The 26,925-nt window shown below is 59.5% G+C and carries 21 protein-coding genes; 11 read left to right on the top strand and 10 right to left on the bottom strand.

What is annotated here, in order from left to right; genetic code table 11:
* Positions 1-60 precede the first annotated feature (60 nt).
* Both FXO11_RS15365 and FXO11_RS15360 read right to left on the bottom strand, forming a co-directional pair.
* On the bottom strand, positions 61-1,404 hold the full coding sequence (locus FXO11_RS15365) for an MFS transporter (RefSeq protein WP_227545922.1): 1,344 nt from the start codon (positions 1,402-1,404) through the stop codon (positions 61-63).
* Between the two features lie 189 nt (positions 1,405-1,593).
* Entirely contained in the window at positions 1,594-2,208 is a 615-nt protein-coding gene (locus FXO11_RS15360; RefSeq protein ID WP_148863802.1) for a YqaA family protein, read from the bottom strand.
* A gap of 242 nt (positions 2,209-2,450) precedes the next feature.
* Between FXO11_RS15360 and FXO11_RS15355 the strand changes: the two genes are divergently transcribed.
* The gene (locus FXO11_RS15355) at positions 2,451-3,263 is read left to right on the top strand and encodes a CLCA_X family protein (RefSeq protein WP_148863801.1); all 813 of its coding nucleotides are present in this window, start codon (positions 2,451-2,453) and stop codon (positions 3,261-3,263) included.
* A gap of 47 nt (positions 3,264-3,310) precedes the next feature.
* The gene (locus FXO11_RS15350; RefSeq protein ID WP_148863800.1) at positions 3,311-3,796 is read left to right on the top strand and encodes a sll1863 family stress response protein; all 486 of its coding nucleotides are present in this window, start codon (positions 3,311-3,313) and stop codon (positions 3,794-3,796) included.
* A gap of 118 nt (positions 3,797-3,914) precedes the next feature.
* Here FXO11_RS15350 and FXO11_RS15345 read toward each other — a convergent pair whose 3' ends face one another.
* The 3 genes from FXO11_RS15345 to ggt (FXO11_RS15335) all read right to left on the bottom strand — a co-directional run bounded on the left by FXO11_RS15345 (position 3,915) and on the right by ggt (FXO11_RS15335) (position 8,958).
* Positions 3,915-4,400 (bottom strand): pyridoxamine 5'-phosphate oxidase family protein, encoded by a 486-nt coding sequence (locus tag FXO11_RS15345; RefSeq protein ID WP_148863799.1) that lies wholly within the window; start codon positions 4,398-4,400, stop codon positions 3,915-3,917.
* Positions 4,401-4,521: 121 nt separating this feature from the next.
* Entirely contained in the window at positions 4,522-6,945 is a 2,424-nt protein-coding gene (locus FXO11_RS15340; protein WP_168203183.1) for an EAL domain-containing response regulator, read from the bottom strand.
* A 306-nt stretch (positions 6,946-7,251) separates the two neighbouring features.
* The gene (ggt, locus tag FXO11_RS15335) at positions 7,252-8,958 is read right to left on the bottom strand and encodes a gamma-glutamyltransferase (protein WP_148863797.1); all 1,707 of its coding nucleotides are present in this window, start codon (positions 8,956-8,958) and stop codon (positions 7,252-7,254) included.
* A gap of 339 nt (positions 8,959-9,297) precedes the next feature.
* Here ggt (FXO11_RS15335) and ggt (FXO11_RS15330) point away from each other — a divergent pair, with 339 nt between their 5' ends.
* On the top strand, positions 9,298-11,061 hold the full coding sequence (gene ggt, locus FXO11_RS15330) for a gamma-glutamyltransferase (RefSeq protein WP_148863796.1): 1,764 nt from the start codon (positions 9,298-9,300) through the stop codon (positions 11,059-11,061).
* Positions 11,062-11,091: 30 nt separating this feature from the next.
* Here ggt (FXO11_RS15330) and FXO11_RS15325 read toward each other — a convergent pair whose 3' ends face one another.
* The 5 genes from FXO11_RS15325 to FXO11_RS15305 all read right to left on the bottom strand — a co-directional run bounded on the left by FXO11_RS15325 (position 11,092) and on the right by FXO11_RS15305 (position 16,968).
* A complete protein-coding gene (locus FXO11_RS15325) occupies positions 11,092-11,790 on the bottom strand; it encodes a glutathione S-transferase family protein (protein WP_148863795.1) in 699 nt (232 codons plus the stop codon).
* Positions 11,787-13,004 carry a CaiB/BaiF CoA transferase family protein gene (locus FXO11_RS15320; RefSeq protein ID WP_148863794.1) on the bottom strand — a complete coding sequence of 406 codons (1,218 nt, stop codon included), beginning with the start codon at positions 13,002-13,004 and terminating at the stop codon, positions 11,787-11,789. Before FXO11_RS15320 ends, FXO11_RS15325 begins: the two co-directional genes overlap by 4 nt.
* 12 nt (positions 13,005-13,016) lie before the next feature.
* A complete protein-coding gene (locus tag FXO11_RS15315) occupies positions 13,017-13,802 on the bottom strand; it encodes a ZIP family metal transporter (protein WP_148863793.1) in 786 nt (261 codons plus the stop codon).
* A gap of 209 nt (positions 13,803-14,011) precedes the next feature.
* Complete coding sequence (locus FXO11_RS15310) at positions 14,012-15,895, bottom strand: methyl-accepting chemotaxis protein (protein WP_148863792.1); 1,884 nt, start codon at positions 15,893-15,895, stop codon at positions 14,012-14,014.
* Positions 15,896-16,305: 410 nt separating this feature from the next.
* On the bottom strand, positions 16,306-16,968 hold the full coding sequence (locus FXO11_RS15305; protein WP_148863791.1) for a GntR family transcriptional regulator: 663 nt from the start codon (positions 16,966-16,968) through the stop codon (positions 16,306-16,308).
* Between the two features lie 168 nt (positions 16,969-17,136).
* On the opposite strand from FXO11_RS15305, the gene FXO11_RS15300 reads away from it, so the two are divergent.
* From FXO11_RS15300 to FXO11_RS15265, 8 genes are all read left to right on the top strand, one after another.
* Positions 17,137-18,135: a TRAP transporter substrate-binding protein gene (locus FXO11_RS15300; RefSeq protein WP_148863790.1), complete on the top strand. Its 999-nt coding sequence runs from the start codon at positions 17,137-17,139 to the stop codon at positions 18,133-18,135.
* Between the two features lie 163 nt (positions 18,136-18,298).
* Positions 18,299-18,820 carry a TRAP transporter small permease subunit gene (locus FXO11_RS15295; RefSeq protein WP_148863789.1) on the top strand — a complete coding sequence of 174 codons (522 nt, stop codon included), beginning with the start codon at positions 18,299-18,301 and terminating at the stop codon, positions 18,818-18,820.
* A 1-nt stretch (position 18,821) separates the two neighbouring features.
* Entirely contained in the window at positions 18,822-20,159 is a 1,338-nt protein-coding gene (locus tag FXO11_RS15290; RefSeq protein WP_148863788.1) for a TRAP transporter large permease, read from the top strand.
* 28 nt (positions 20,160-20,187) lie between these two features.
* Complete coding sequence (locus FXO11_RS15285) at positions 20,188-21,567, top strand: malonyl-CoA decarboxylase (protein WP_148863787.1); 1,380 nt, start codon at positions 20,188-20,190, stop codon at positions 21,565-21,567.
* Positions 21,564-23,087 (top strand): malonate--CoA ligase, encoded by a 1,524-nt coding sequence (locus tag FXO11_RS15280; RefSeq protein WP_148863786.1) that lies wholly within the window; start codon positions 21,564-21,566, stop codon positions 23,085-23,087. The genes FXO11_RS15285 and FXO11_RS15280 overlap by 4 nt, the downstream gene beginning before the upstream one ends.
* A gap of 25 nt (positions 23,088-23,112) precedes the next feature.
* A complete protein-coding gene (locus FXO11_RS15275; protein ID WP_319945910.1) occupies positions 23,113-23,871 on the top strand; it encodes a maleate cis-trans isomerase family protein in 759 nt (252 codons plus the stop codon).
* 211 nt (positions 23,872-24,082) lie between these two features.
* On the top strand, positions 24,083-24,748 hold the full coding sequence (locus FXO11_RS15270; protein ID WP_148863784.1) for an AbiTii domain-containing protein: 666 nt from the start codon (positions 24,083-24,085) through the stop codon (positions 24,746-24,748).
* Between the two features lie 568 nt (positions 24,749-25,316).
* Entirely contained in the window at positions 25,317-26,840 is a 1,524-nt protein-coding gene (locus tag FXO11_RS15265) for a hypothetical protein (protein WP_148863783.1), read from the top strand.
* Positions 26,841-26,925 lie beyond the last annotated feature (85 nt).

The raw sequence follows: 26,925 nt of genomic DNA, 5'->3' as shown, positions 1-26,925 counted from the left end.
GCATCAAGAGCGCGTGCGCTCAGTTAATTCCCAGGCGTTATTCAGAGGGCTAGGCGCTGACTAGCTTGGCTTGTGTTCTTCCGGCGTTCGTTCGTCCGGCACGTCCGTCGTTTCCACCTCGTGCGCAGGCGGCGCCTCCCCTTCGTCTGCCGCGTCTGCTTCGCTATGGTTTTCGAAGTCGGGGTTACGCGGGTCCAGGTCGGCCATACCCAGCGCCATTTCCGGCGTGGTGGTGTAGTAATGCTCTTGCTCCTCTACTGGCACGCGCTTGTGTCGACCGGGACCTACGGTAATGAATAGCATCAGCAAGCCCAGAATCACCGCGTTGCTGATGAAGAGTCCCTCTGGTCCCAGTAGTCCCATGGCAAAGGAGCTGACGATCGGGCCGATACAGCTACCGATACCGTAGCTCAGTAACAGCGCAGTACTGGCAGCGGTGATCTGATGGCTATCCATGCGGTCGTTGCTGATGGCGACAGCGATGGGGTACAGCGTGGCGCTGATCCCCATGTATAGACCGACGAAGAGGATGAGCACGAGCATGTTGACGCTCCCCACCAGCGCTGCGGCAATACTACAGCCGGCTGCGATCACGGCGGTGAGCTGCATCACACGGTAGCGGTCGAAATGGTCGCAGAAACGGCCCACGGGCCACGCCAGGAGCATAGCGGCAACGATTGCCGAGGCCATGAAGTTGGACAGCTGGTTCACATTGAGACCAATTTCGTTGGCATAGACCGGGCCCATGGCATAGAAGGCACTGATCAATAGCCCGGCTACCAATGCGCCTAGCGTGCCTACCGGCGAAATACGGTAGAGCTTTACCAGCGACATCCGCTCGCCCTGCACAATGGCCGGTGAACTGCGGCGGGTTAGCGATAGCGGAACCAGCGCCAGGGAGACCAGCATCGCAGCTAGAGAAAAGGGAATGAAGCCCGCCGGATCGGCGACCCGGATCAGCACCTGGCCACCGGCGGTCGAGAGGAAAAACACGATTTGATAGATAGCGAACAGCGACGCCCGGTTCTTGTTGTCCGCACGGCTGCTAAACCAGCTCTCCATCACGATCATCAGGCCGGCCATGACGAAGCCGCCTAATGCTCGCAGAACACCCCACAGCCCGGCTTTTACCGCCATCGGGTAGAGCAGGATCGACGCCGCCAACACGGCAGCGAACACAGCGAAGGCGCGAATATGACCGACACGCTCGATAATGCGTCCAGCTAAGAGCGTCCCGCAAACGAAACCGACGGAATAAAATACGAGAATCCAGCCGATCACGTTGGGATTGAAACCTTCGATACTGAGACGTAACCCGAGTAGCGTCATCAGGAAGGCATTGCCGCCGATAAGCAGAATGATACTGGCAATTAACGAGGACAGGCTAAGCGCGGTTTTCGACATCGATCCTCCAGTTCCGTGGGTTTAAGGGGGCCACTGAAAAAGTCCATTCTGCGGCGAATCACTGTGTTGCGCGGCGCTGCAAACGTCCCCCAAGGTGGTGGTCTTAGTTAGCTTGGTACAGGGTGAGTGTTGAGGCAAAAAAACCGGAATTAAAGGGGCCGGTTTGAGCCGTCTCTGAACAATCCCGGTTCAAAGCAGTGAGAGGCCCCAGACTGCAGCGACGACTGCGGTCAGGCCGAGTGCGACGGGCAGTTTGTGACGCTCGAACAGCGCCTGAGCCTGATTGCCCGCAAGCCAGACCAGCGCCGCCAGACCGTAGTAACGTACGGCGCGGGCCAACACCGATGCGGCGATAAACAGGGCGAACGAGTATTTGGTGGCCCCGGCCGCCAGCATGGCAATCTGGAACGGGATCGGAACGACGCCAACGCTCAATACGAACCAGAAGCCCTGGCTTTCCATCTGCTGGCGGACCTGTTCGTATTGTTGCTGGGAGGCTATCAGCGACACCAATTGCGGACCGATGGCATCGAACACGAAATAGCCTACGGCATAACCGACGCTGGCACCCACCAAACAGCCGAGCAAGGCGGCGGTACTGATGGCGATCATCGCGCTGCGGCGAGCCTGCATCAAAGGAATCAGGATGGCTTCCAGCGGAATGGGAACGATGATCGATTCGAGGAAGGAGGCGATGCCGACCCCCCAAAGCATGTGGCGAGAGTAGATAAGGCGGTCGATCAACCGGCGTAGACGATTCAGCTGACGGCGCACATAGCCTGCTTTTTCGGATCCGTCCGACATGGGGAGCTATCCTTGAACAGCCGGGTATGGCATGGGCGCACCCCCGACCGGTGAAAACCACGAAAATAAAACCCAGCCCCGACGTTAGCGGGATTGCCAAAAAAAGAAAATTAAAAAGAAATAATACGTTAGGCCACGTGTGCAGAACAGCCGTGGATTACACGAACAGCCGCTCGTTTCGGGTTGCTTTTATCGCCAACTAGCTCAAAATGCCTGTATAAATGCACAGTATCTGGGGATTCATGACACGTCCATTTTACCGGCGAGGACCCGATCATCGAGCCGGCTCGAGCGTTACGTTTCTGGATGTGCGCCGCCGCTTTCAGTTTCGTTCCGTCGAACTGGGGCGCTGGGTAACCGACGTGGAGAAGCAACGAAGCGCGGGCCTGTTCTACGACGCGCTCTGCGATTTGATGCATATCCTGGGCGGCCCGGAAGAGCTGGTTTCGCTCCGGGGCACCTTGGCGTTGCAATACGGTATTGGCGGCAGGCCTGGGGTGTCCGCCCATTACACACCGGCGACCCGCAGCTTCGCCCTGGCCAAGAACGCCGGGCCGGGCAGTATCGCCCACGAGTGGTTTCACGCCTTCGACCACTATATTTGCACCAAGCTCTTCGCCGGTGTCGGACCCGCCGCCTTTGCCTCCAAAGTCTGGCTGGACAAGGCGGACGCTGTGGAACATCCCCTTAACCAATTATTGCAACGCTGTTTTCAAGCGGTTTTGCTGAACGAGAAAGGAGTGGAACCGAGTCAGCTTTTCCAGCAGTCTGTGCGGGCCGACAAGGCCGCCGGGATCTTTTACTTCAGCCAACCGGAAGAGCTCTGTGCCCGCGCCTTCGAAGCGTTCGTGCAGGATGCAGCCTGTAAGAATGCCTTTTTAGTCAAAGGCACGCGGGAGTCGAAAGAAGCGCAGTTGGGCCTTTATCCCGAAGGCGCGCAGCGTGAACGCATCGGCGAGGCCTTTGCTGAGTATTTTCGCCGCCTGGGTGCGGCCCTCAGGCGCCAATCCGCGGTGACCGAAGGCAGCAATGGGTCGTCTTTGGCGGTAACCTGAATCTGATCGAGTACTGACCGCAACGGTCGATAGCAAGAGGAGTCTATATGCGCGCATTCCACGTTCCCGTTCTTGGCCGCTTAGCCTTGGTGTTGGCCGGTATTGTCGGGTTCACAGCCGTCCAGGCCGATGACAACGATGTTTCGGTGGAGGCGCTGAAACAGGATACCCAGGCCCTGGCTCAAAAACTGGAAAGCTACACCGCCGACCAGCGTGAAGACGCGATACAGGCTATCAATCAGACCCTCGATGCGCTGGACAAGCGTATCGATAGCCTGGAAGAGGGCCTGGCCGAGAACTGGGACGAAATGAGCGATGAAGCGCGGGAAGAGACGCAGAGAAGCCTGGATGCCCTGAAAGACCAGCGAGCAAAAGTGGCCGAATGGTACGCACGCCTGAAAGACAGCTCGGTGTCGGCCTGGAGTGCGATCAAGGGCGAGTTCGCCGATGCCTATGACCGGTTATCGGAGGCTTGGCGCAATGCCGAAGACGAAGTGGACGAAGAAACGGAAAAGCTCAGAGAAAGCATCTAGTTGGGATCGTTTGCGCTAGGTGAACTGGCGCGTGAGGGTAAGAATGCTGGCCGGACGGAAGCGGCCGTAGCCGCTTCCGTGTTTGCTGAGCCAACGGGACATCGGACGAGCGTAATGCTTAGGTGCCGAATTTCTCGTGTTCACCCATGTCCGGCGTCTCGTCTTTCGCGTTGGCCTTCGCCATTTTAAAGAACGACACCATTTTACTGGTATCACTGTTCCAGAATTCGCCTTTCTGGACCTTGATTTCGATCAGACCAACATTGGGCGAACCCTTGCCGTCGGGAAACCACGCACCGATGAATGGATTCCAGAATTTGTCGATCAATGCCTTGTCTTGAACGATGCGACCCACGCCGGTCAGAGAGACATAAGTGTCGTCATGGGTATCGGCAAACGATACGCAGAGATCATGATCTTTCTCTAGCTCGAAGACCTTTTCCGATTCGAGGTCGGTAAAGAACCAGAGCGTTCCATCGTACTCGTCCTGCACCAGATGCATCGGACGCGCCCGGAGTTCCTCGCCATGCATTGTGGTCAACATGCCGGTCTTGATGTGCCGGATGAGGTTCCAGACTTTTTCCTTGTGTTCCTGACTAGACATACGCTTTTCCTCCGCGTTGCTTAGTACGTTCACTATGGGTTATCACTTGTCGTTCATCCTTGTATACGAACATTGAACCGCTGACGTTCATAAAAAACCAATGACAGTTATTTAAGGCGCGTTAACTATCGTGGGCGGCCGTGTGATTCATCATCAAGCCGGGTTTCTGGATAAAGTAACCCTGGAAATAGCGGATGCCGCGCTCCCAGAATTTGGTCAGAACCCGGGCATCTTCCACGCCGGTAACGATGATCGGCTGGGAGGAACCGAAAAACGCGGTGAGTTGGTCCAGCAATAGCTCCAGCTCCGGGGTGTGGGTCTCCATAGCGCCATACTCCGGGTTGAGTTTGACGAAGTCCACCGAGCCCACATCCTGGAGCAGTTGAACGATGCTGCTGCCTGGCTCGACATGCTCGACGATGATGCCGCAGCCCAATTTGCGCATGTGCTCGAAGACCCGGCGGGCGCGCGGAATATCCTTGAGTACCGTGGGATTGGAAAACGCGAGATAGATCTGCCGGATATGTTTGAGGCCGGACTTGCGGATAACGTGAGCCACAAAAGGCTGCATCAGCTCCACATCCGCCAGCGGGGAGGACAGTTTGACGATAACCGAGTGGGCCACCGACGTTCGCGCCTCCAGTTTGACCAGGTTATCCACGGCGTGCTCGATCACCCAGCGGTCCAGGTCGTCGAAATTACTGCGACTGCCCGATGGTAGCCAGGGCAGGAACTGGCTCGGCATATACACCGCCTGATCGTCGTCCACCAAGCGTACCAGCGCCTCGAACAGGGTATCGTCGTTGTCCATGTTCATGACTGGCTGGTAGTGCAGGGTAAAGGCACGGGCTCGAAGTAATTCTCTCAAGTGATTGGTCAGGCCCGTGCGGGCATCCGTGGCATACCAGGTCCATTGACCGCCACCGGCTTTGGCAGCCCGGGTACAGGCGGCTTCGGCCTGGGATAGAGCGCGGTCCACGTCCAGGGCGGGGTCGAGATGCACAGCGCCCATGCTTAGACCGATGGCGCGGTTAAACGGCACCGGAACCCAGTCGCGCCCATTCAGGGACTGGTGGAAGGCCTCGACGAATGGCGCGCCATCTATGCTGGCCGGAGCTTCCAGCAACAACAGGAAACGGCCGCTACCCATGGCGCAACCGGCGCTGTTGACGGCCGGCTGGCGCGCCAGGTGCTTCTCCAGTTGGGCGCCCAAGCGCACCATCGCGTGCATGCCGTATCGCGCCTTAAGGTAAGGCTCGTTATCGATACTGATGCAGATCAGGTAATGCCGGGCCGATACGCTCTCGGGTTCGCTCGCCGCCAACTGAACCTCCAGGCTGGCGAGGAACTCATGGGGCTTTTGTAATTGCGCCGCGTCGTACCGGGACATCTCCGGGGGTGAGGCGAACAGACGGGTTTGGGCGATATGGGATTGCAGGCAGCGCAGAAAGCGGTTGTCGTTCAGCGGTTTCTGGAAAAATGCGTTGCCAACCTGGTTGCTAATGTCTTGATCGGAGCTGGGGCGGCCCCCGGCCGATGCCGATACGAAGAGGATAGGGATGTTCATGTAGCGCGGATCCTGGCGCAGCATTTGCGCCAGCTTCAAGCCGGTACAGCCCGACATTTCGTAGTCCAGCACAATGACGTCGGGCTGGAAGGCTTCCACCCGTTCCAGCAAACGTACGGCCTGTGGCAGCGCGTCAAATTGGTAGCCCCGCTCGGTCAGTAAGGCTTGGTAGTGCGCCAGCAAATCCGTGTCGTCATCGGCCCAGAGCACCCTTGGCCCGGTGTTCTCGCTAGGGTGCTGCAAACGCTGGATATGGCGCGACAATACGGTGACATCCAGCGGTTTGGTCAAATAGAGATCGGCGCCGGCCTGGAGCGCGCGCATTCGGGCCACCATATCGGTGCGCTCAGTCAACAAGGCGATGGGCAGGGTGGCTTCGGTCTCCCGCAAGCGCTCCAGCCAGGCGAGACCCTCCAGACGGGCCTGGGGCGAACTGACACCCAGTAGTAGAAGCTGGTAGCCGTAGTCACGGGTGTCACGGGACCAGGCGTCGGGGCTGGCAAACAGGTGGGCGTCGTAGCCCAGTTTTTCCAGCACCGTTTGAATGTGTCGAGCGTGGCCGGGGTCGTCCTCGATGACAGCAATATGAAAGGGCGCTTCAGCAGCCGGATTGGGTGGCGCGGGGACGTAGCCGGCGGTCGTCTCGTTGCGAGCCTGACTGGCCGTGTGGGACAGCCTACCCAACACCCGGGAGATATCTCGGCGATCCACCGCGCCCGAGGTCTCCGGTGTCTGTAACTGACGGAGCAGCTGTTCGAGTTGCTCGGCGTCGCGGGTGACGTGGGGCAGGCCGAACGTGCTGCCACTCGCGTTCAGTTTGTGGACTGCGCCGGTGAGCGCGGCCAGGATCTTCGGGTCCCAGCTGATGTGCTGAAGCCTGTTCCAGGCCGCCTGGATTTGCTCTAAGCGCCGGGGGAGGCCCTGAATATACTGGTGCCGAAGCTGCTGAAATTCCTGATCTGCCTGAGATGCTGACATTGATCCTGTCCTTGGGGCTCTCGGGTTCACCGGGAAGGGATCGCCGTACAACGGATACTGGCCGCGTTTGCTTGAGTGGAAACGATACATGAAAAGCGAGTCGCGCGGCGGACGTTGCATAGATTTAAGACGCTGTGACTCCCTTCCCAGCTCCATGCTTTAGCGTCCATCCTTAAAGAGGTTACGCCACGGGTTAGCCGGCGGATGCGCATTTTCCGGAGGACAGGGATTAAAAGACGGCCCCAGAGCCTCTGAGTAACGCCCAGACCCAGGAAGCCTCTGAATGACGCCTAATGGCCTCTTGCATCAGTCCCCGAGGGCGATGCCGTCCATTCTGGGATCGGCGCCGCCGCGCCAGCCGTCACGGGTGCGCTGGATGCCGTGGATACCGCTTTCCAGGCGCAGAACCTGGACGTCATGGCCCATATCACGCAATGCATCCGCGTGGGAGGCCGCCGCCGTGCCGGCCTCGAGCTCCAGTGGCTTGCCCTCGCCGCGATGAAGGAAGTTCGGTAGGGCGATCGCCTCCTGAATACTCAAGTTCCAGTCGAGGACGCCTACCAGGGCCTTGACCACATAGCCGATAATGCGGCTGCCGCCGCGGGAACCCACGATCAGCTCAACCTCGCCTTCCGGGTTCATAACGATGATAGGCGCCATGGAACTGCGCGGCCGCTTGCCCGGTTCGACCGCATTGGGTATCAGCTCGCCGTCGTAGAAGGGGCGAAACGTGAAATCCGTCAGCTGGTTGTTTAGAAAGAAACCGTCTACCCGGTTACGGCTGCCGAAGGGGGCTTCGATGGAGCTGGTCATCACCACCATGTTTCCCTCGCGGTCGACGATATTGAAGTGTGAGGTGCCGGTGGTTTCCTTTTCTTCGGGCACGGTTTCGTCTTCCAGGTAGACGGGCCCGCCGGGTTGCCCGGGCTTGGCTTCGGCCATCGCCACATCCGTTTGAATGAGTCGGGACCTTCGGTCCAGGTAGCGCTCCGCAATCAGCGCATCCGACGGTACATCGACGAAGGCGGGATCCCCTACGTAGTTGAAACGGTCGGCAAAGGCGAGACGGCTGGCCTCGGCAATCAGATGGATCGACTCTGCGCTGACCGGCTCCAGCGCGCTCATATCGTACTGCTCGAGCATCCCCAGAATCTGCAAAACCGCGATACCCCCCGAGGATGGCGGGGCCAGGCCGCATAACGTCCATTGACGATAGTCGCCGCAAACCGGCTCGCGGGTCTCCGGCTGGTAATTGCTCATGTCTTCTAGGGTCAGGTCGCTACCCCAGAGCCAGCGGCTTTGGGCTGCAGCAACAATGTCTTCGGCAATGTGCCCCTTATAGAAAACGTCCGGTCCTTGTTCGGCGATTTCGCGCAACGTATTGGCCAACTCCGGGTTGCGTAGCTGGGGATCGTCCTCTTCCCACTGCTCGACGAAATAGTCGTCGGTGTCGCCCAGCAGACGTAGGGTCCAATCATTCTCGATTTGACGCTGTAAACGCCGGGGCATGGGAATGCCGTTCTCGGCCATCGCGATCGCGGGCTCGAAGAGCTCGGCCCAGGGTTGGGTGCCGTGGTCGGAATGGGCATCGTGCATCATTGCAACCAGACCCGGCACGCCGACCGACAAGCCGCTGGGCACCGCCGCCCACAGTGGCATGCTCCAGCGCCAGAGCATGAAGCGGTCCTTCTCCGCATCGGCGGGGGCCTTCTCGCGCCCGTCGTACATGGTGATTTCGCCGCTCTTGCCGTCGCGGTAGAGCATAAACCCGCCGCCGCCAATGCCGGTTTCGGGTGCTTCGGCAAAGGTCAGTGCCATCTGCACGGCGACCGCCGCGTCCATGGCATTGCCGCCGCTACGTAGAACCTCCACCCCGACCTCCACCGCTCTGGGATTGGCGGCGGTGACCATGAATTCGCGCGCGGTTTGCTGTTTGGGGGGCTGGTTGGCGGGAGGGACGCCCTGGGGCTCGGTGGTGCTGGCACAACCTTGCAAACTAAAGCCCGTGAGCATCAGCGCGCGAACTAAAGTGGCCCCTCTAATCCACTGTATGGCGTGGCAAGTGTATGACCGGCGGTGCTTTAACCGCGAAGATCTATGTAAGGACCGCAATGGCTTAAGCGTGGACCGCGATGGCTTAGGCATGGAATCTCCGTTTCGATGCGCGTCAAGTTGCGCCGTCTGTCTATCCACTTAAACGGATGTATTACCCGCGATGCAAGTTCACACGCTAATTAACAACCACCGGCAATATTACAAAGCAGTAAGTTCGTTGTTCTCGTTCTGAACCAGCGACGATGGCATGCTTGTCTTGCCAGTTAAATATCGGCGCACGCTGCATAGGAAGATGTCATGTCAGGCCAATCGAGGAATCTCCGCTCCGCCGCTAACGTAAGAAGGTCAGCGATCACGGTGCTCCTCGTTTTCGGTGCTTGCCTGGCCGTGTTTTATCGTGCCGGCGTGCAAGCGGCTCCGGCAGATGTCGGTGAGGAGAAAACGGCGACGAAAATGATGATCGCCTCGGGCAACGTGCTCGCCTCCGAGGCCGGCCTGGCCGCGCTCCGGCGAGGCGGTAACGCCGTCGACGCAGCCGTTGCTGTGCAGATGATGCTGGCGTTTGTGGCCGGTCCATCCACCGGTATCGGCGGTGGTGGATTTATGGTGTATCGCGATGGCGGGACTGGTCAGATGACGGTCTACGATGGCCGGGAAATCGCGCCGGCCGGTATATCGCACTCCCAGCTCATGGTGATGCCAGGTGTGCCCATGCCGCTGTGGTTTGCCGTGATCAGCGGGCACGGAATCGGTGTTCCGGGCACGGTTGCCATGCTCTACCTGGCGCATCAGGAACAAGGCAAGCTGCCCTGGAAAGACGTCTTGCAACCGGCTATCGATGCGGCGGAGACCGGCGTCCCCATGCCCAGACGCATGCGCGAACAGGTCGATTTCGATCCCTCGCTGGCCTTGTTCGACGCGCTGGATAGAACCTTTGTCGAACCGGCCAGCACCGGCGACCGCCCCCGACTGCGTAATCCGAATCTGGCGCAGACCCTGAGACGTATCGCCAATGAAGGGCCCAAGGCCTTCTATCAGGGCAATATTCCCCGGGATTTCGTGCAAACCGCGAAGCAGGATACCCAGCTGGGAAGTTCGATAAGCGTCGAAGACTTCGCGCACTATCGAGCAATCAAGCGCGAGCCATTGTGTGGCGACTATCGCCAATGGACGGTTTGCGGCCCGCCACCGCCGGATGGTGGCGGTCTGGGCGTGCTACAGATTCTGGGTATTCTGGAGCGTTACGACATAGCCGGCATGGCACCGAAGTCGGTCGAGGCGATCCATGTCTTCTCGGAGGCCAGTCGCCTGGCGCTGGCGGATGTGCATTACTACGTGGGCGACCCTGATTTCGTCGACGTCCCGTTGGCATCGCTTTTGGATAAGGATTACCTGGCACGCCGAGCCGAACTGATCCCTGCGCAACGTGTGCTCGCCGACGTGAAACCGGGATTGCCTCCCGACGTAGCGATAAATGGAGTCGCCGGACCGCTCGATTATAAGCCCGAGCAGGGCACGTCCCATTTCTCGATTGTCGATGCCGAAGGTGGCGTGGTCAGCATGACAAACTCCAATGCGGCGCCTTTTGGCAGCCGGGTGATGACGCACGGCTTCGTTATCAATAGCCAGCTCACGGATTTCGCCTTCGAGCCCTATGAGGATGGCAAGCTTGTGGCCAATGCGCCGCAGCCTCACAAGCGGCCGCGCAGCTCCATGTCCCCGGTCATCGTGCTCGATCCTCAGGGCGAGGTCCGCCTGGTGGTCGGCTCCCGCGGTGGCGGGCGGATTATCGACTACGTCGCCAAGGTGCTCGTGGGCGTACTGGATTGGGATCTCAGTCTCCAGCAGGCTATCGAGCTGCCTAATATCGTGAATCAGGGTGAGACGCTCGAAATCGAGGCGGGAAAGGTGCCGGACACCGTGATCGATCGCCTTGAGGCCATGGGGCATAACGTGGACGTCGATGACCTGATGAGCGGCCTGCACGGTATCGAACGTCATGCCGGTGGTTGGCGAGGCGGCAGTGATCCCCGTGTCGATGGCGGTATAGCCGGTGACTAGTGTTAAGGCACACTAGAACCAGGCGCATATCTAAGAATCATGCCCGGTGCGGCTGTTCTGGCTAAACAGGATCTTGCGCTCCTCCTCATCGGGCGGGGCCTGGCGCCGGTACTCCTTGCCAAGATCGACACCCGCCTGGACCGCGGGCCGTTCTTTGACATCCTGGCGCCAGCGCCGCACATTGGGAAATTCTTCCAGATTCTGGCCTAACGGCTTGGCGATCAATACCCAGGGCCAGGCTGCCATATCCGCAATGCTATAGTCGTCACCGACGAGGTATTCACGCTCCTCCAACCGGCGCTCCAATACGCCGAGGCAGCGGTTGTATTCGTTGTTGTAGCGCTCGGCGGCGTAGGGGTGTTCGCCGGACGCGTAGTTGACGAAGTGGCTGACCTGGCCCGCCATCGGCCCGAGGTTGCCGACCTGCCAGAATAGCCATTCACGTATTTCCTTGCGTCCGCGGGGATCGGTGGGCATGAAACGCCCGGTTTTCTCCGCCAGGTGCATCAGAATGGCGCCGGACTCGAAGATCGGCAGCGGCTCCCCATCCATATCATGATCGACGATTGCCGGCATGCGATTGTTGGGGCTGATGGCCAGGAATTCGGGCTTGAACTGTTCGCCCCGGCCGATGTTCACCGGAATGACCCGGTAGTCGAGACCGCATTCTTCCAACATGATGGCGACTTTCCAGCCGTTGGGGGTGGGCCAGTAGTAGAAATCGATCATTCCAGGTTCTCCTTGGGGTTACCAAGAGGAATGCCAAGAACGCCGCGTTCGGCCAGGTCGGCAAGCGTGGCGTCGTCGTAACCGCAGGCGCGCAAAACGGCGAACGTGTCCGCGCCCAGGGCCGGGGCACCGGCGGGGGGCGGCAGTTCGGCGCCGGAAAAGCGAGCCGCTGCGCGGGCCTGGCGCAAACGCCCGGCTTGGGGGTGGTCGTATTCGCGAATGATACCGGTCGCCGCGACTTGCGGGTGGCTGATCATCTGATGCCGGTTCAGTACCGGCGCGCTGGGCACGTTCTCGGCCTGAAGTTGCTCAAGCCAGAATTCGGAGGTATCGGTCCGCAGGACGGATTGCGTCAGTTCGAGCCGGGCGTCGATGTTGCGCTGGCGCAGCTCGGCGGTCAAAAAGCGTGGGTCGTCGGCCCACTCGGGCTTGTCCAGAGCTTTGAGCAGCGCCCGCCACTCGCGGTCGTTCTGCACCGCAACGGTGATATAGCCATTGGTGGTTTCGTAGATCAGATCCTGGAAGCTGGCCGCCGCCTGCTGCGGTAGTTCGTGTTGAACGAACGTCTGGCTGCCCATATCCGAGCCCCAGAGGAACGCGATCACGGCGTCCAGCATCGACAGACGCACATGCTGGGCCGCGCCGGTACGTTCCCGGGCGAACAGCGCGGCAGTGATCGCCTGCGCGGCGGTGACGCCGGTCAGCTTATCCGGCAAGATCGTGCGCACCAGTTGCGGCCGGTGCTGGTCGGACCCGGCCTGCACGCTGGCCAAGCCGGATAGCCCCTGAATCAGCGGGTCGTACACGGGCCGGTCGGCATACGGGCCATTCTCGCCGAACCCGCTGATCGACACATAGACGATATCCGGGGCCACCTTGCGCACGGCGTCTTCGTCGAAACCCATGCGCTCGATGACGCCGGGACGGAAGTTCTGCACAAAGACGTCGGCACCGGCGATCAGCTTCAACAGGGCGTTCTTGCCTTCCGGGTCCTTCAGGTTGAGTGCGACCGAACGCTTGTTGCGGTTGTTATTGAGGTACGAGGCCGCAAAGCCGCCCTGGCGGTTAGCGGCCAGCCGGGTGAAATCACCGCCAGCGGGATTTTCCACCTTGATCACCTCGGCGCCCTGATCGGCCAGCATCATGGTGGCCATCGGGCCGGAGACCATGGCGGTCAGGTCAATCACGCGAATACCGTGCAAGGGACCTGTCATGGGGTTGTCTCCTCATCCAAGCGTTGCATCCAGGAACATCATGACGACAAAACCACCCAGCAGCGAGAACGTGGCCAAGGTGCGGTAACTCCCACGATGGGTCTCAGGAATGATCTCGTCGCTGATGATGAACAGCATGGCGCCAGCAGCGAAGCCCAGGGTCCAGGGCATAATGGGCTCGGCGATCCAGACCATGGTGGCGCCGAATACGCCGCCGACCGGCTCCACCAGACCGGTCAGCATCGCGATGCCGAAAGCCTTGGTGCGGGAATGATTGATCCCCAGCAGGGAAACGGCTACCGCCAAGCCCTCGGGAATATTTTGCAGCCCGATGCCGATGGCCAAAGCGACGCCGTTACTGATGTTGCCGCCGCCAAAACCAACGCCGACCGCCATGCCCTCGGGAAAGTTGTGCAGCGTAATAGCAATGACGAACAGCCAGATGCGGTGGATATGGGCGGCGGAAGGCCCCTCCGGGCCGAGGGTGAAGTGCTCGTGGGGGAGGCGCTGGTGAATGTAGTAGAGCAGGGCGGCACCCATCAGCAGTCCGGCGATCACCATGAGCGCTGCCATCCAGGTGTGCCCTGTCAGCTCTTCGCCGTATTTGATACCGGGGAGCAGCAACGAGAAGAAGGACGCGGCCAGCATGACCCCGGCGGCGGCGCTGAGCATGCCATCCTGAAGCTTGTCGGAAAGCCGGCGAACAAGAAATACGCCCAGTGCGCCGAGTGCCGTTCCCAAACCGGCCAGTAAGCTGGCCAGTGAGCCCAGCAAGACAACGTTGAAGTCTGCGAGCATGAATCTCCCTTATCATCCTGACGGGAATAGATGCCGGTGAGACTGCAGATGTTTTCAGCTTCTGGCTATCTAGCTTCTGAATAGACCCAGGCTGCTTGCTATCAGACTGTTTACTAGAAGTTGACCGTCTGCTTACCCTGAACCGGCGCGGTGTCTTTCAATACATACTAATGAACAACGCGCCCGGTTCAGAGGGATATTACAATTTCTTATTGTACGCGGAAGCGCCGCGTGCTTTCGGCAATCACTCCGGCCTCCTCAGACAGCCGCTCGTTCTGGCGTCCCAGTTCCTGGCCGATGGATTGGGTCTCGCCGCTTTGACCACGAATCGCTTCCATCTTCTGGGCGATCTCCTCGGTGGTGACGGAGATCTCTTCCACCGCAACGACCACCTGATCCATTTCCGAGTTCAGGGTCTCGATGGAGGTGGTCACGCTGCCCATGGCGTTAGCGATCTGGGTGGCGCTGGCTTCACCTTCGTTGGCGATCGTCAGGCCCTCGGCGGCCAGCCGGTCCATGCTGGCGGTCTGCTTGTTCAGGTCGTCGATGATGCTGACGATATTGGTGGTGGCAGCTACGGTTTTCTGGGCCAGGGTACGGACTTCGTCGGCGACCACCGAAAAGCCACGGCCGGCTTCGCCCGCGCGGGCCGCTTCAATGGCGGCATTGAGTGCCAGCAGGTTGGTCTGGTCCGCCAGGCCGTTGATGACATCGATAATGCCGGTGACATTGCCGGCAGCCTGGGTCAGCTGCTTCACGTGGCTGTGGGTATCCTGAATCATGGCCGATAGCCGGCGCATGGCGTTCACGCTGTCTTCCACCACCCGGGAGCCGGATTGGGCGGCATCGTTAGCGGTCTGGGTGGATACGCCGACCTGAGAGGTGCGCTGGGCCACGTCGTTAAGGGTCACTGAAATCTGCTGGGTGGCTGCAGCGGCCTGAATGGTTTGAGACTCGACTTTCTCGCTGTTCTGGGTCAGCCGGTCCATGGTTTTTTCCAATTCGCCGTGGACGCCCAGCAGGTTTTCAGTGCCGGCGATGGATTCGCGCATCAGCTTGCCGATATTATCTACCATCTGGTTGGTGGCCTGACCGAGCACGTTGAACTCGTCCCGCGGGTTCTTGCCCAGCGTCAGCTTCTGGGTAAGGTCACCGCCCGATACCCGGGAGAGCAACGTCACCACCGCGTTAAGGCGGCTCACCAAGGTGCGGGAAATCAGGAACAAAATCAGTACCAGTAGCGGACCGAATACGGCGATGGCGCCGATACTCACGACCTTGGCGGAGGTTTCCGCGCTTTCCGCCTGGCTGATGGCCTCTGCGATCAGGCCGGATTGCAGGGATTTACTCTGGGCTATCACCAAATCCTGTAGGGCGGCGCCCGCCTGATCGGCCCTGTTATTGGCGGCGATGATGTCTTTCAGCATCGCGTCGGCGCGATTGAATACCTCGCGATAGTTGCGCGCTGCCTCGCCGATCACGTTGTCCTGCCAGTCGTATTCCTCCACTAGGGCTTCCAGGGACGCCACAGCCTGGTTGGCCGCCTCTGCGAAATTCGGATCACGGTCGCCAATATAAGCCCGGCTGCTGCGAACTATATCGTCGAGCGACTGTTCGAACAGGCTGAGCGAAAGCTCCTGCAACTGCGTCATGGCGGTTTGTAGTTCCGCTCGGATACCGCTGCTGCCGGATAAGCCGAGCTTGTCCATCTGCGCCAACCACTGGTGACGGAAGTCGACGTAGCGTGCGGTTTCTGCCTGGATCTGGTTTGCGTAGCGACTCGCCTCAGGATCGCCAAGAGCCGTGGCTTGTTTCTCTAATTGGTTAGCATTGGCTAGCAGGGCATCGAGCTCTTCCGCGACCGCATTGCGGTTGTCGGGGGTGAGCGTGCTCAACTCTTTCTCCGCTGCGCTCCACGCAGTGAGGAGGTTGCCGGCGGCATTTTCATAACGGGTGATCTGGTGAATCGACTGGTAGGACGAGGACACGCTCTGCAGGCCCCAGAATACCGCGCCTCCAATGAAAGCCAGTCCAATGGGCGTAGCGACGATCAAGGCCAGGAACTTCTGGTGCCAGGACAGGTTGAACTTCACGCGGGCTTCTCCGTTTTTTGTTTTGGGGCACGTCGAGTGAGGCAAACATATAAATCAGCCAATTAAGGCGCGTCAACGCAGCGGGAACAGCTCATATTTGCAAATGCGACATTTCTCTCCAGGAGGTCTCGCGCCGCTTGGAGAGACAAAGAGAGGCAACGTCCCATCCCGCGCGGCCTGGCGGGTCGCCCGCCGACACCACTCAGTGTGATGCTTGTCACAAAACGGGGCTGTTTAAATTTGTGTCGCTTCGTAACTATCGGCTTGTGTGGGGTGTATGAGGCGGGTATTCCGGTCACCTTCGAGGATGCCTGGGGCCGCGGCATTGCCACCGCTGTTCTTCGCCCATTTGGCTGCCAGCACGCCGGAGCCTGTCCTGGGGTTCTAGACTTGCGATCCCGGAGCCGGGATCAGAGGCGGTCGCTGAATTTCTTCATACTTGCGACGAAATCGCTGAAGCGTTCGCCCTGGATCAGTACGTGCCGGCGCATGGCATCTTCCGCTTCATCGGCACGGCCGGCCTCAATGGCCTGGTAGATGTCCCGGTGCTCCTGCAGTGAATTGCTGACCCGGTGGCGCACCTGCAACTGCAAACGGCGATAGGGTTTGAGCCGCTGCTTGAGTTGATTGGCCTCGGAAACGAGGAAATTATTGTGGCTCGCCCGGTAGATGCACTGATGGAAATCCTCGTTCTCGTAGTAGTACTCGTCGGGATCGCCTTTCTCGGCCGCCGTCTCGCAGCGCTTTAGCGCATCACCCAACCTGGCCAGCTCAGCCGAGGTAATCCGACGGGCAGCCAGCCGACCGCACATGCCTTCCAATTCGGCCATCACCTCGAACATCTCGATGAGCTGCTCCACACCCATCTTGGCCACAAAGGTACCTTTCTTCGGCACGACGGTGACCAGACCGCTGGCGGTCAGTTGATGGATAGCCTCGCGAATCGGCGTGCGTGAGACGCTGAATCGCTGGGCCAGTTCCTCCGGGTCCAACCGTTCGCCGGGCGATAGCCGGCCATTGATGATGTCGTCTTCCAGCGAGTCCTTCAGACGCTGTGTGTTCGAGCGTTTCACGCGTGGGGTGCTCCTAAAGCAATTAGTCGAGCGGTCAGTCGGGTATTCCGGGCGTTCGCAGTGTAATCAGTTGCAATGTTGACACAAGTATACTCCTAGGTCGATGATGTATACATCAGAGCGATCTGATAAATACATACAAGAACAAGAGACCGGAGAACACTCAACATGAAACATCAAGTCCTAACGATCGTAGCGGCCGTAGGTCTGGCCTTATCCGTAGTCGGCACGGCCACGGCAGAAACCGTGTTGCGCGCTTCCCATCAGTTCCCCGGCGGTAAGGGTGATGTACGTGATGAAATGGTTCAGTTGATGGCCAAAGAAGTCGAAAAGGCGAATGTCGACTTAAAAATCCAGGTCTATCCGGGGGAATCGTTGTTCAAGGCCAAGGAACAGTGGGGCGCGTTGGTACGCGGCCGCTTGGATATGACGGCGCTGCCTCTGGATTACGCCAGTGGCCGTCATCCTGAGTTTTCCGCCACCTTGATGCCCGGCCTGGTACGTAGTCATGAGCGGGCCCAGCGCCTTAATGACTCCAAGTTCATGGGTATGGTCAAGAAGGTGATCAACGACGCTGGTGTCAAAGTGCTGGCCGATGCTTGGCTCGCTGGCGGTTTCGCCTCCGATATGCGCTGCATCACTTCGCCGGATACCGTTCAGGGACAGACAATGCGTGCTGCAGGCCCGGCCTTTGACGAAATGCTCGCCGAGGCGGGGGCGTCGATTGCCTCCATGCCGTCTTCCGAAATCTACACCGCCATGCAGACGGGGGTGCTCGATGGTGCCAATACCTCATCCGGCTCTTTCGTTTCCTACCGCATCTACGAACAAGCCACCTGTCTGACGGCACCGGGTGAGAACGCCCTTTGGTTTATGTATGAGCCGGTACTGATTTCCCAGCGGAGTTGGGAAGGACTGACGCCTGAACAGCAGGAAGCGCTCGAAGCGGCTGGCCAGAAAGCTGAAGAATACTTCGCGAGCGAAGCGGAGAACCTCGATCAGAAGCTGGTGGATGTCTACAAGGAGAATGGTGTGGAAGTCGTGCAGATGTCGCCGGAGAACTATCAAGCATGGCTCGATATAGCCAAGGAGAGCTCGTATAAGACGTTTGCCGACAACGTACCCAATGGGCAGGCGTTGATCGACGCGGCTCTGGAAGTGGAATAGACGCTTCCGGTAGGCACTTCCTGTGGGTACCTCTTGTAGGTACTTCCGATAGGCGCTCCTGTTTGTCGGAAGCTCCAGGCAGGAACTTCCGGGAAGTGCCAACTGATCCCGGCCGCCTCGCGCCTGCGGGGCAGCCGACCGCTGCCATCGAGTTGAGGGTACCATGTCCAATTCCCTGAGCCGTCCCGCTCCCGCTTTATCCGGCGTTACCGGGGCCTACGTCCGCGTTATGGACGCATTGTCTGTCGCCACCGGTGTCATCGCTGGCCTTCTACTATGCTTCGGTGTGCTTGCCGTCTGCCACATGGTGTTTGTGCGCTATGCGATGGGTGAAAGCACCACCTGGCAGACTGAATTCACCACCTACGCCATCAGTGGCGCCATGCTGCTGGGTGCTCCTTATGTCCTCCTCACCAATGGCCATGTGGCCGTCACTATACTGCCCGATGCGTTGAGCAATACGCCGCGCAAAATCATGAATTTCGTCGCGTCCCTATGTGGTTTGGCATTCTGTGCTGCGCTGACCTACGGTGCTTGGGTCTATATGCACGAGGCCTACACCATGGGTTGGACCACCGGCACGGTCTGGAACCCGCCGCTGTGGCCGGCCGTTGTCCCCATGGCAGTCGGCTCGACCTTACTGTCGCTGCAGTACGTTGCTGAACTGATTCGGGAGGCCCGTTGATATGGATCCTGTAACGAGCGGCATCTTGGTACTTATTGCGCTGGTTCTCCTCATGGCCATCGGTGTGCCCATTGCCTTTGCGCTGGGCGGTGTTTCCATCGTCGCATTGGTGCTCAATCGCGGTATGGTCGAGCTGACTTACTTCGGTGAGACCTTCTTCGGTAGTATCGCCTCCTTCGGCTTCGTGGCGATCCCGATGTTCATACTGATGGGCGCTGCGGTGGCCTCATCCCCGACCGGTAGGGATCTCTACCGGTCGCTGGACCTATGGATGGGTCGGCTGCCCGGTGGACTGGCGATTTCCAATATCGCCGCCTGCTCGGTGTTCGCGGCCTTGTCCGGTTCCTCTCCCGCGACCTGTGCGGCTATCGGCAAGCTGGGCATACCCGAAATGCGCAAACGCGGTTACCCGGATGGCGTGGCTGCGGGCTGCATTGCGGCCGGCGGAACCCTGGGCATCCTGATTCCGCCGTCGGTCACCATGATCGTCTATGGCATTTCCACCGAGACCTCTATCGGCCGGTTGTTTATCGCCGGTGCTCTGCCGGGGGTGATGCTGGCGGCCCTGTTCATGCTCTGGACGTTGATTGCCTGTAAGCTGGCCGGCGGTTACGACACGCCCAGCCCGCTCATGCAGGTTGCCAACCAGGTGAAGGAGAACGTCGAGGGCAACATGCGCGCCTTGATGCGAGTGGTGCCTTTTCTGGTGGTGGTCTTCGCGATCCTTTTCGCGCTGTATGGCGGTGTGGCCACACCCTCGGAAGCGGCAGGTGTCGGTGCTTTCTTCTGTATCGCGCTGGCGATCATTGTCTACCGCATGTGGCAGTTCAAGCCCCTGAAAACGGTCATGCGCGACGCTCTGCGGGAAAGTGTGATGATCATGCTGATCATCGCCGCGGCAGAGATCTTCGCCTTTGCCCTATCGTCCATGTATATCACCCAGACGCTTGCTGAGGCGATTGCCGCACTGGAAGTGAATCGCTGGGCGCTGATGGGCGCGATCAACTTGTTTCTGCTGGTAGCCGGCTTCTTCCTGCCGCCGGTGGCGGTGATCGTCATGACTGCACCGATCCTATTGCCCATCGTACTGGCGGCGAACTTCGATCCCTACTGGTTCGCGGTGATTCTGACCATCAACCTGGAAATCGGACTGATCACGCCGCCGGTAGGCCTGAACCTGTTCATCATCAAGGGCATCACACCGGATATCGATCTGCGCGATATCCTGATGGGCAGCCTGCCATACGCGCTGTGCATGGTGTTAGGTATCGTCATTCTCTGTTTCTTCCCGGAAATTGCCACTTGGCTGCCCGACGTGCTGATGAATCCCTCCGGCTGAACCCGTTAACGAGCGACAGGACCCGACCATGAACATGAGTTTTCTGCAGGAATTGTTCAGCAACATAACCCAGCGCGAAGCCTTACTGCGACGGCGCACGGGTAACGGCCTGGTGGTTGACCACAACCACCTGCTGGAGGCTTGCCAGGCGTTGCTGAAAAGTGATGGCGAGGCCTCAAGCATCAGTCACGCGAGCCATGCGCTGGAAATCTATGCGCGCCTCGACGACGACAGCAAGACCCGTTTCTTCGAACGGCTGGCCAAGGATTTCTCCGCCGATCCGCGAGAAATTGATCACGCCTATGCCGCTTATCGGAAGGGCCGGGAGAACGCCGCGCTACAGCGCCTGTTCGACGTCTGTGAACCGCGCCGTCAGGAACTGCTGAGGCGGTTGAACCTGTCGACCGGCGGCACGTACGAACTGGTCCGCATGCGCGAAGACCTGCTGCGACTCATGCGCAGCCATAAAGACTTCGAGGCAATCAATGCCGATTTCACGCACCTGTTTGCGTCCTGGTTCAATCGCGGCTTTCTGGTGGTCAAGCGTATCGACTGGAATACGCCAGCGGCTATTCTTGAGCGCATTATCCGTTACGAGGCGGTGCACAAAATCCGTGACTGGGATGACCTGCGCCGTCGCCTGGATAACCGCGACCGACGTTGCTTTGCCTTCTTCCATCCCGCCATCGGCGACGAACCGTTGATCTTTGTGGAAGTGGCGCTGACCCGTGGCCTACCGGAACAGATCCAACCGATTCTGGACGCAGGCAGCTACGATATCGAGGACCCGGAAGCGGCAGATACCGCGGCCTTCTTCGGCATCAGCAACTGCCAGGTTGGGCTGCGGGGAATTTCTTTCGGCAACTTCCTGATCAAGCAGGTCGTGCAGGAACTCAAGCAGGAACTGCCCAAGCTGAAGAACTTCGTCACCCTCTCGCCCATGCCCGGCTTCCGCAAATGGCTTGAGTCGACTTATCTTGAGGAAACTGTCCAGCAGCCGGACAAAGTGGGACTGGAGCCGGAGGCACTGGCCACGCTCCAGCTACTGAAAAACCCAGAATGGCCGGCGGATCCCGAGCAGTCAGAACGGCTTAATGCAGTGATCCGTCCCCTGGCCGCCCGCTATTTACTTAAAGAGAAGAATCGTGATGGCCAGCCGCTGAATCCCGTGGCCCGTTTCCATCTGGGCAACGGCGCCGAGCTGCATCGCATCAATTGGCAGGGAGATATATCAGAACAAGGGATACAGCAATCCACCGGACTGATGGTTAATTACCTATACGTGATCGACGCCATCGAGCGCAATCACGAGCAATACATCACCGACCACACGATAGTCTGTTCCTCCAGCGTCCGCGATCTCAGCCGGCGGGGCCGCAAACTGCTTAAGGGAGACACCGGAAAATGACTGACAACCTGTTTGAAACCTTCGCCCAGCGGATGGGTGCCCAGGCGGACAAGGACTTTATCGTCACTCCCGACGGGCGCCGCTACAGCTACACCGATGCCCTGGCTCTGAGCGCCCGGTTGGCCGGCGCGTTGAAGGGTCTGAACGTCAAGCCCGGAGATCGTGTGGCGGTGCAGGTGGACAAAAGTCCCGAGGCGATCATCCTCTACCTGGCCTGTCTGCGCATGGGCGGCGTCTACCTCCCGCTCAACACCGGCTACACCACCGCCGAGATCGGCTATTTCCTGGGGGATGCGGAACCGGCGTTGTTTGTCTGCCGTCCGGCGGCTTTTGCCGAAGCGCGATCCATCGGCGACGAAACGAATTGCTCCAACGTGGAGACCCTCGGAACCGGCGGAGACGGCAGCCTGATGGATTTGGCGAAGGTGGCCGATCCGTTCGAATCGGTGGAAGTCTGCGGCAGGGACGATCTGGCTGCTATCCTCTATACCTCCGGTACCACCGGTCGCTCCAAGGGGGCGATGCTGACCCATGGCAATCTGGGCTCCAACGCGCAGTCCCTGACCGAGGCCTGGCGCTTTACCGCCGCCGACCGATTGATCCATGCCTTGCCGATCTTCCACACCCATGGCTTGTTTGTGGCCTGCAACGTGGTGCTGATGTCCGGCGCCAGCCTGTATTTCCTGCCCAAGTTCGATCTGGATGCGCTGATAGACGCTCTGCCCGAGGGCACCACGATGATGGGCGTGCCTACTTTCTATACACGGCTGCTGCAGGACGACCGCCTCAACAAAGAATTAACCCGCAACATGCGCCTGTTCACCTCAGGCTCGGCACCGCTGACGGCGGATACTCATAAGGCTTTTGAGGAACGTACCGGTCACGCCATCCTTGAGCGCTACGGTATGACCGAGACCAATATGAATACGTCCAACCCGTACGATGGTGCCCGGATAGCTGGTACCGTCGGCAAGCCGCTACCGGGCGTCGAGATTCGCATCACCGATGCCGAAACCCACCAGCCGGTGCCGGAAGGCGATATCGGTATGCTGGAAGTGCGCGGTCCCAACGTGTTCAAAGGCTACTGGCGCATGCCGGAGAAGACGAAGGAAGAGTTGCTGGACGATGGTTTCTTCGTCACTGGCGACTTGGCCCAGCTCGACGAGAACGGCTACGTGCAGATCGTTGGCCGTGACAAGGACCTCGTGATCTCAGGCGGCTTCAACGTCTATCCCAAGGAAGTGGAGCAGGTGATCGACGAAATGGACGTAGTGGATGAGTCCGCCGTCATTGGCGTGCCCCATCCGGACTTCGGCGAAGGCGTCACCGCCTTGGTAGTTCTCAAGTCAGGCGCCACAATCACGGAGGCCGAAGTGCTTGCCGCACTGAAGGATCGCCTGGCCAAGTACAAGCAGCCCAAACGGGTGTTCTTCGTCGACACCTTGCCGCGCAACACCATGGGCAAGGTGCAGAAGAACCAGTTACGCGAGACTTACAAGTCCATCTACGACAAAACCTGACGGGTCAGCAAGGGAGAGGATGGCTATGCCAACCGCTTATCGCATTGGGCAGATCGTGCCCAGTTCCAATACCACCATGGAAACCGAAATCCCGGCCCTGCTGCGGGCCCGGGAGGCGGTGGCTCCGGAGCGCTTTACTTTTCACTCCAGCCGCATGCGCATGCAGAAGGTGACGCGGGAAGAGCTGGCAGCCATGGACGACGAGTCGAACCGCTGCGCCCTGGAGCTTTCCGATGCCGATGTGGACGTGCTCGGTTATGCCTGCCTGGTTGCCATCATGAGCCGAGGTCATGGGTATCATCGCGAATCCGCTCAGCGCCTGCATCAGGTCACGGTGGACAACGGACATGCTGCGCCGGTGGTCACCAGCGCTGGCGCCTTGACCGAAAGCCTTAAAACCCTGGGCGCGGGTAAAGTTGCGGTGATCACGCCCTACATGCAGCCGCTGACCCAAATGGTTACAGACTACATCGAGGCCGAAGGCATTCGCGTGGTCGACAGCATTTCCTTGAACATTCCCGATAACCTCGAAGTCGGACGGCGCGATCCCATGCTACTGAATGATATTGTCGACCGTCTCAAATGGGATGGCGCGGACGCAGTCGTCCTTTCAGCCTGTGTGCAGATGCCGTCATTGGGCGCGATTGCCGGTGTCGAAGAACGGCTGGGCGTACCTGTGGTCTCGGCGGCGACCTGTACCACCTTTCAGATGCTGCGGGCCTTGAAGTTATCAACGTATATTCCCGGTGCCGGGCAATTGCTGAGCGGCGCGTTCGACCCGTAGAGCTGCGTTCCCGTATGTCTGTGTAAAGACGCTCTGTCATTACCTTCAGTAACGAATGGCAACGAATCTACAACGGATGGTGTCGTCTCTTTTGCCTACTTTTTAACCATAGGCTCCGATTGAGCACTGGAGTCGGGTTCAACAACAATAAGTCGATGCCCTGGTTCTCAGACATCTCAGGCGCATCGATACCCGCAAAGGAGACACACGGATGGAATCACCGGTCGACGATCTCGAGGAGAGACTCCTGGATGCCAGCGACGGGCTGGCCGACATCATGCCTGCGGCGATTACCCTAGCAATGATGTTCCGGCACCGGGCTATGGCCGCTTGGTTGCGGAGCGAGTTCGACGGTTATGCCGAAGGCGGCCCCCTGCCGCCTTACCGGGTGCATCTCGCCGGCCACATCGTAGCGCGTTCGCCTCAGTACGGTTGGATTCAGGCGCCCATCGACCAGCGGCAGACCCAGGAATACGGCCATATCGACACCTTCGACGGTGTGAAAGGCCTGGAGAGAACCTGCCTCAACTGCAAGAAAGGTGGCGGACATCAGGTCAAATTTCCCGACGATGTCATGGCCGAGCTTCAGCAGCACATTAACCTTAAGGCCGACCTGGCACTCTCGATCAGCCGTGAAACTTACTCCGACTTGATACGCATGATCCGCTCGGCGATTTACCTCTGGGTTAAGGAACTGGTGGCCCTGGATCTGAATGGCCCGCACAACTCCTTCAGTAAGGACGAGCGGGAAAAGGCCGCGAGCCTGGATAGCCCCGACCGGTTCTGGCGCCGGGCGATGGAAGAAGTGAACGACCTGCCGGTGCCCGGTGTTCGTTCCGTAGGTTTTCTTGAACGGGTGTTCGGCGCTGCCAGTTAGTGTGTCGCGCAGTAGATCAGCGAATTAACCGCACGGCACACTAGTGCACTCGTGTCCCTAAACCGGCGCTACACGAACACGCGTTACACGTCCTTAATATGCTACCCCTTTAAACCTCGCCCCAGCTGATAAAAACTGAAAGCAGTCGGCGCCGTCGACACGGCGCCTGGCTGCGAAGCCCCGGCTTCGCTTTGCCGCCAATATAGCTGCACGGAGGCCGAGCTTATGAGCGAGTTTAATCTGCCGCTCGCTGTTGCGGGAGCCACGGCGTTGGGGCTTCGCTCACTTGCATCCCATGGCCGTCACCTCTTGTGGCCGCCGGGGCTTCCCATGAGTCTTATGGCGGGTCCTAACCGGTGTAGACTGCTACGCCCAGGCATAGGTCCTATTGGCGAGACTTTTGAGCGTCGCGTCAACGTCTCCTTAGCACCGGCCGCTTATACTCGGTCCATCGGAAAATACCGGTGCGCTGGAAACAACAACGATGGAAGCGCCTATCTCACGGGAAGCGCCTACTTTAAGGGAAGCGGCTATTTCAAGAGAAGCGACTATTTCAAGAGAAGCGGCTATGTCACGACTCTTCTTCCGGTGGCTACTCTGGGCCGCCGTTGTCATGCCCGGCGCGGTACAAGCGGTGGCGGTCGAGGTGATTAAGCGAGCCTGGCAGCCGCCGGTAACGCTGGCGGGGCAGGGCGATCCTGCGCTGGCCGTCGCCCGGTTGCGCGAATACGTCGGTCTCCAGCGGCTGGTTATGGCGCATACCGACATCCACCCCGAAACCCAGCAGTTTATTGACGAGCTTTGGGCGTCGCTGGAAAGCTTTGATCTCGACCGTTTCTATCGCCTGCTACCGGAGCGGGACGACGATTGGCGCACCATGCAAGTTTACGGTCAGGCAACCGACGACCGCTATCGCGTGGGACCGGCTCCGCTGGGCTTGCAGGCACCGGTGCCGGCCCTGGGCGAATTCGAGGCCCGTATCCGGGCGCAGGAAATCGAACAGCCGAAGACCACCCATTACCTGCTGAACGGCGAGGTCGAACTGGGTCTTGGCGACCTGACCTGGCCCTCTATGCTGCAATCCACCGAGGAAGCCTTGCGACTGATGGGCCAGTGCGATGCGGTTTTCGCGCGCGATACGTCTGCCGATGCGAATGATTTCAGGCGTCACGTACACGCCATGAATCCGGCCCTGACAACCACCGAAGTCGAATCCCTGGCGCCACTCTGGGCCGCTTTCCCCGATATCTGGACCTTGCTGGCCAGTGTTGGCGAAGTCGAGAACTTGCTGACGGCGCCGGTGCTGGATGGCACCTATCGCAGTATCGAAGCGTCCTTCGTCATCGATCCGGAGAAGTTGCGCCATGCCTATCCAACGCTGGCCAGCCATCTGGACCGGCTCGACTCGCTGCTACACATGCAACTGGATCTTCACGACCGTTACGGTCGCCTGCTAGCCCTGACGATCGATACCGAAACCCTGCGTGGCCAGCTAACGATGACCCTGCACCGCGGGCAACTGGTCCCTACCCGCGGCGGACAGCCGGTGCTTGATGTTCCTCCGTTTGATCCGCGGATAGCTCACGATCTGGTCGCGCACATCGATACCCGTATGGATATCCTGGGCATTATTGCCCGGGTGTCCGATATGGATGCGGAGATCCGCTATAGGCCGACGCCGACCGGCGCTCGATTCGAAGCCGCCGTTACTCGCATTCCGAAGGTTCAGGTGGGCGGCCGCGCGCTAGGGCTGGTGCCGGCGGATTTCATCAATATTTTTCTACCGCGCCATATCGACGAGCTGGTGGTGGATTTCCTCACCGTCGCCTGTGAAGGCAACGGAGGCCGGGGCATTACCGCGTCCGCCGAGGTGAGCCGACCGCAATCCGGCAAGGCGGCCCAACTTAGCCTGGAGGGCACCTTCGAAGGGCTCGACAATTTTTTGGTGCGCATCGGCATGGGCATCGTCAACGATCGGGTTATTCCCGACGAAGCCGTCTCCGAAGAACTGCGCCAGCTCGTCTTCGATGCCCATGAGGCTTTCTCCCGCGACCTCGACCAGTTCGAGCGTCTGACATTGAGCGCACCCTAAAGCGAGGCCCTTAAGAGAGGCCCTAAAGAGGGTTCGCCAAGGGCTGAGCGTGCCGCGCCGATCAAACGCTCCCGGCGAATCGCAC

It is taken from the genome of Marinobacter fonticola (genome assembly GCF_008122265.1).
Taxonomy (GTDB): Bacteria; Pseudomonadota; Gammaproteobacteria; order Pseudomonadales; family Oleiphilaceae; genus Marinobacter_A; species Marinobacter_A fonticola.
Note: the sequence above shows the minus strand (reverse complement) of the source record. Positions and strands in the feature narration are given on the sequence as shown.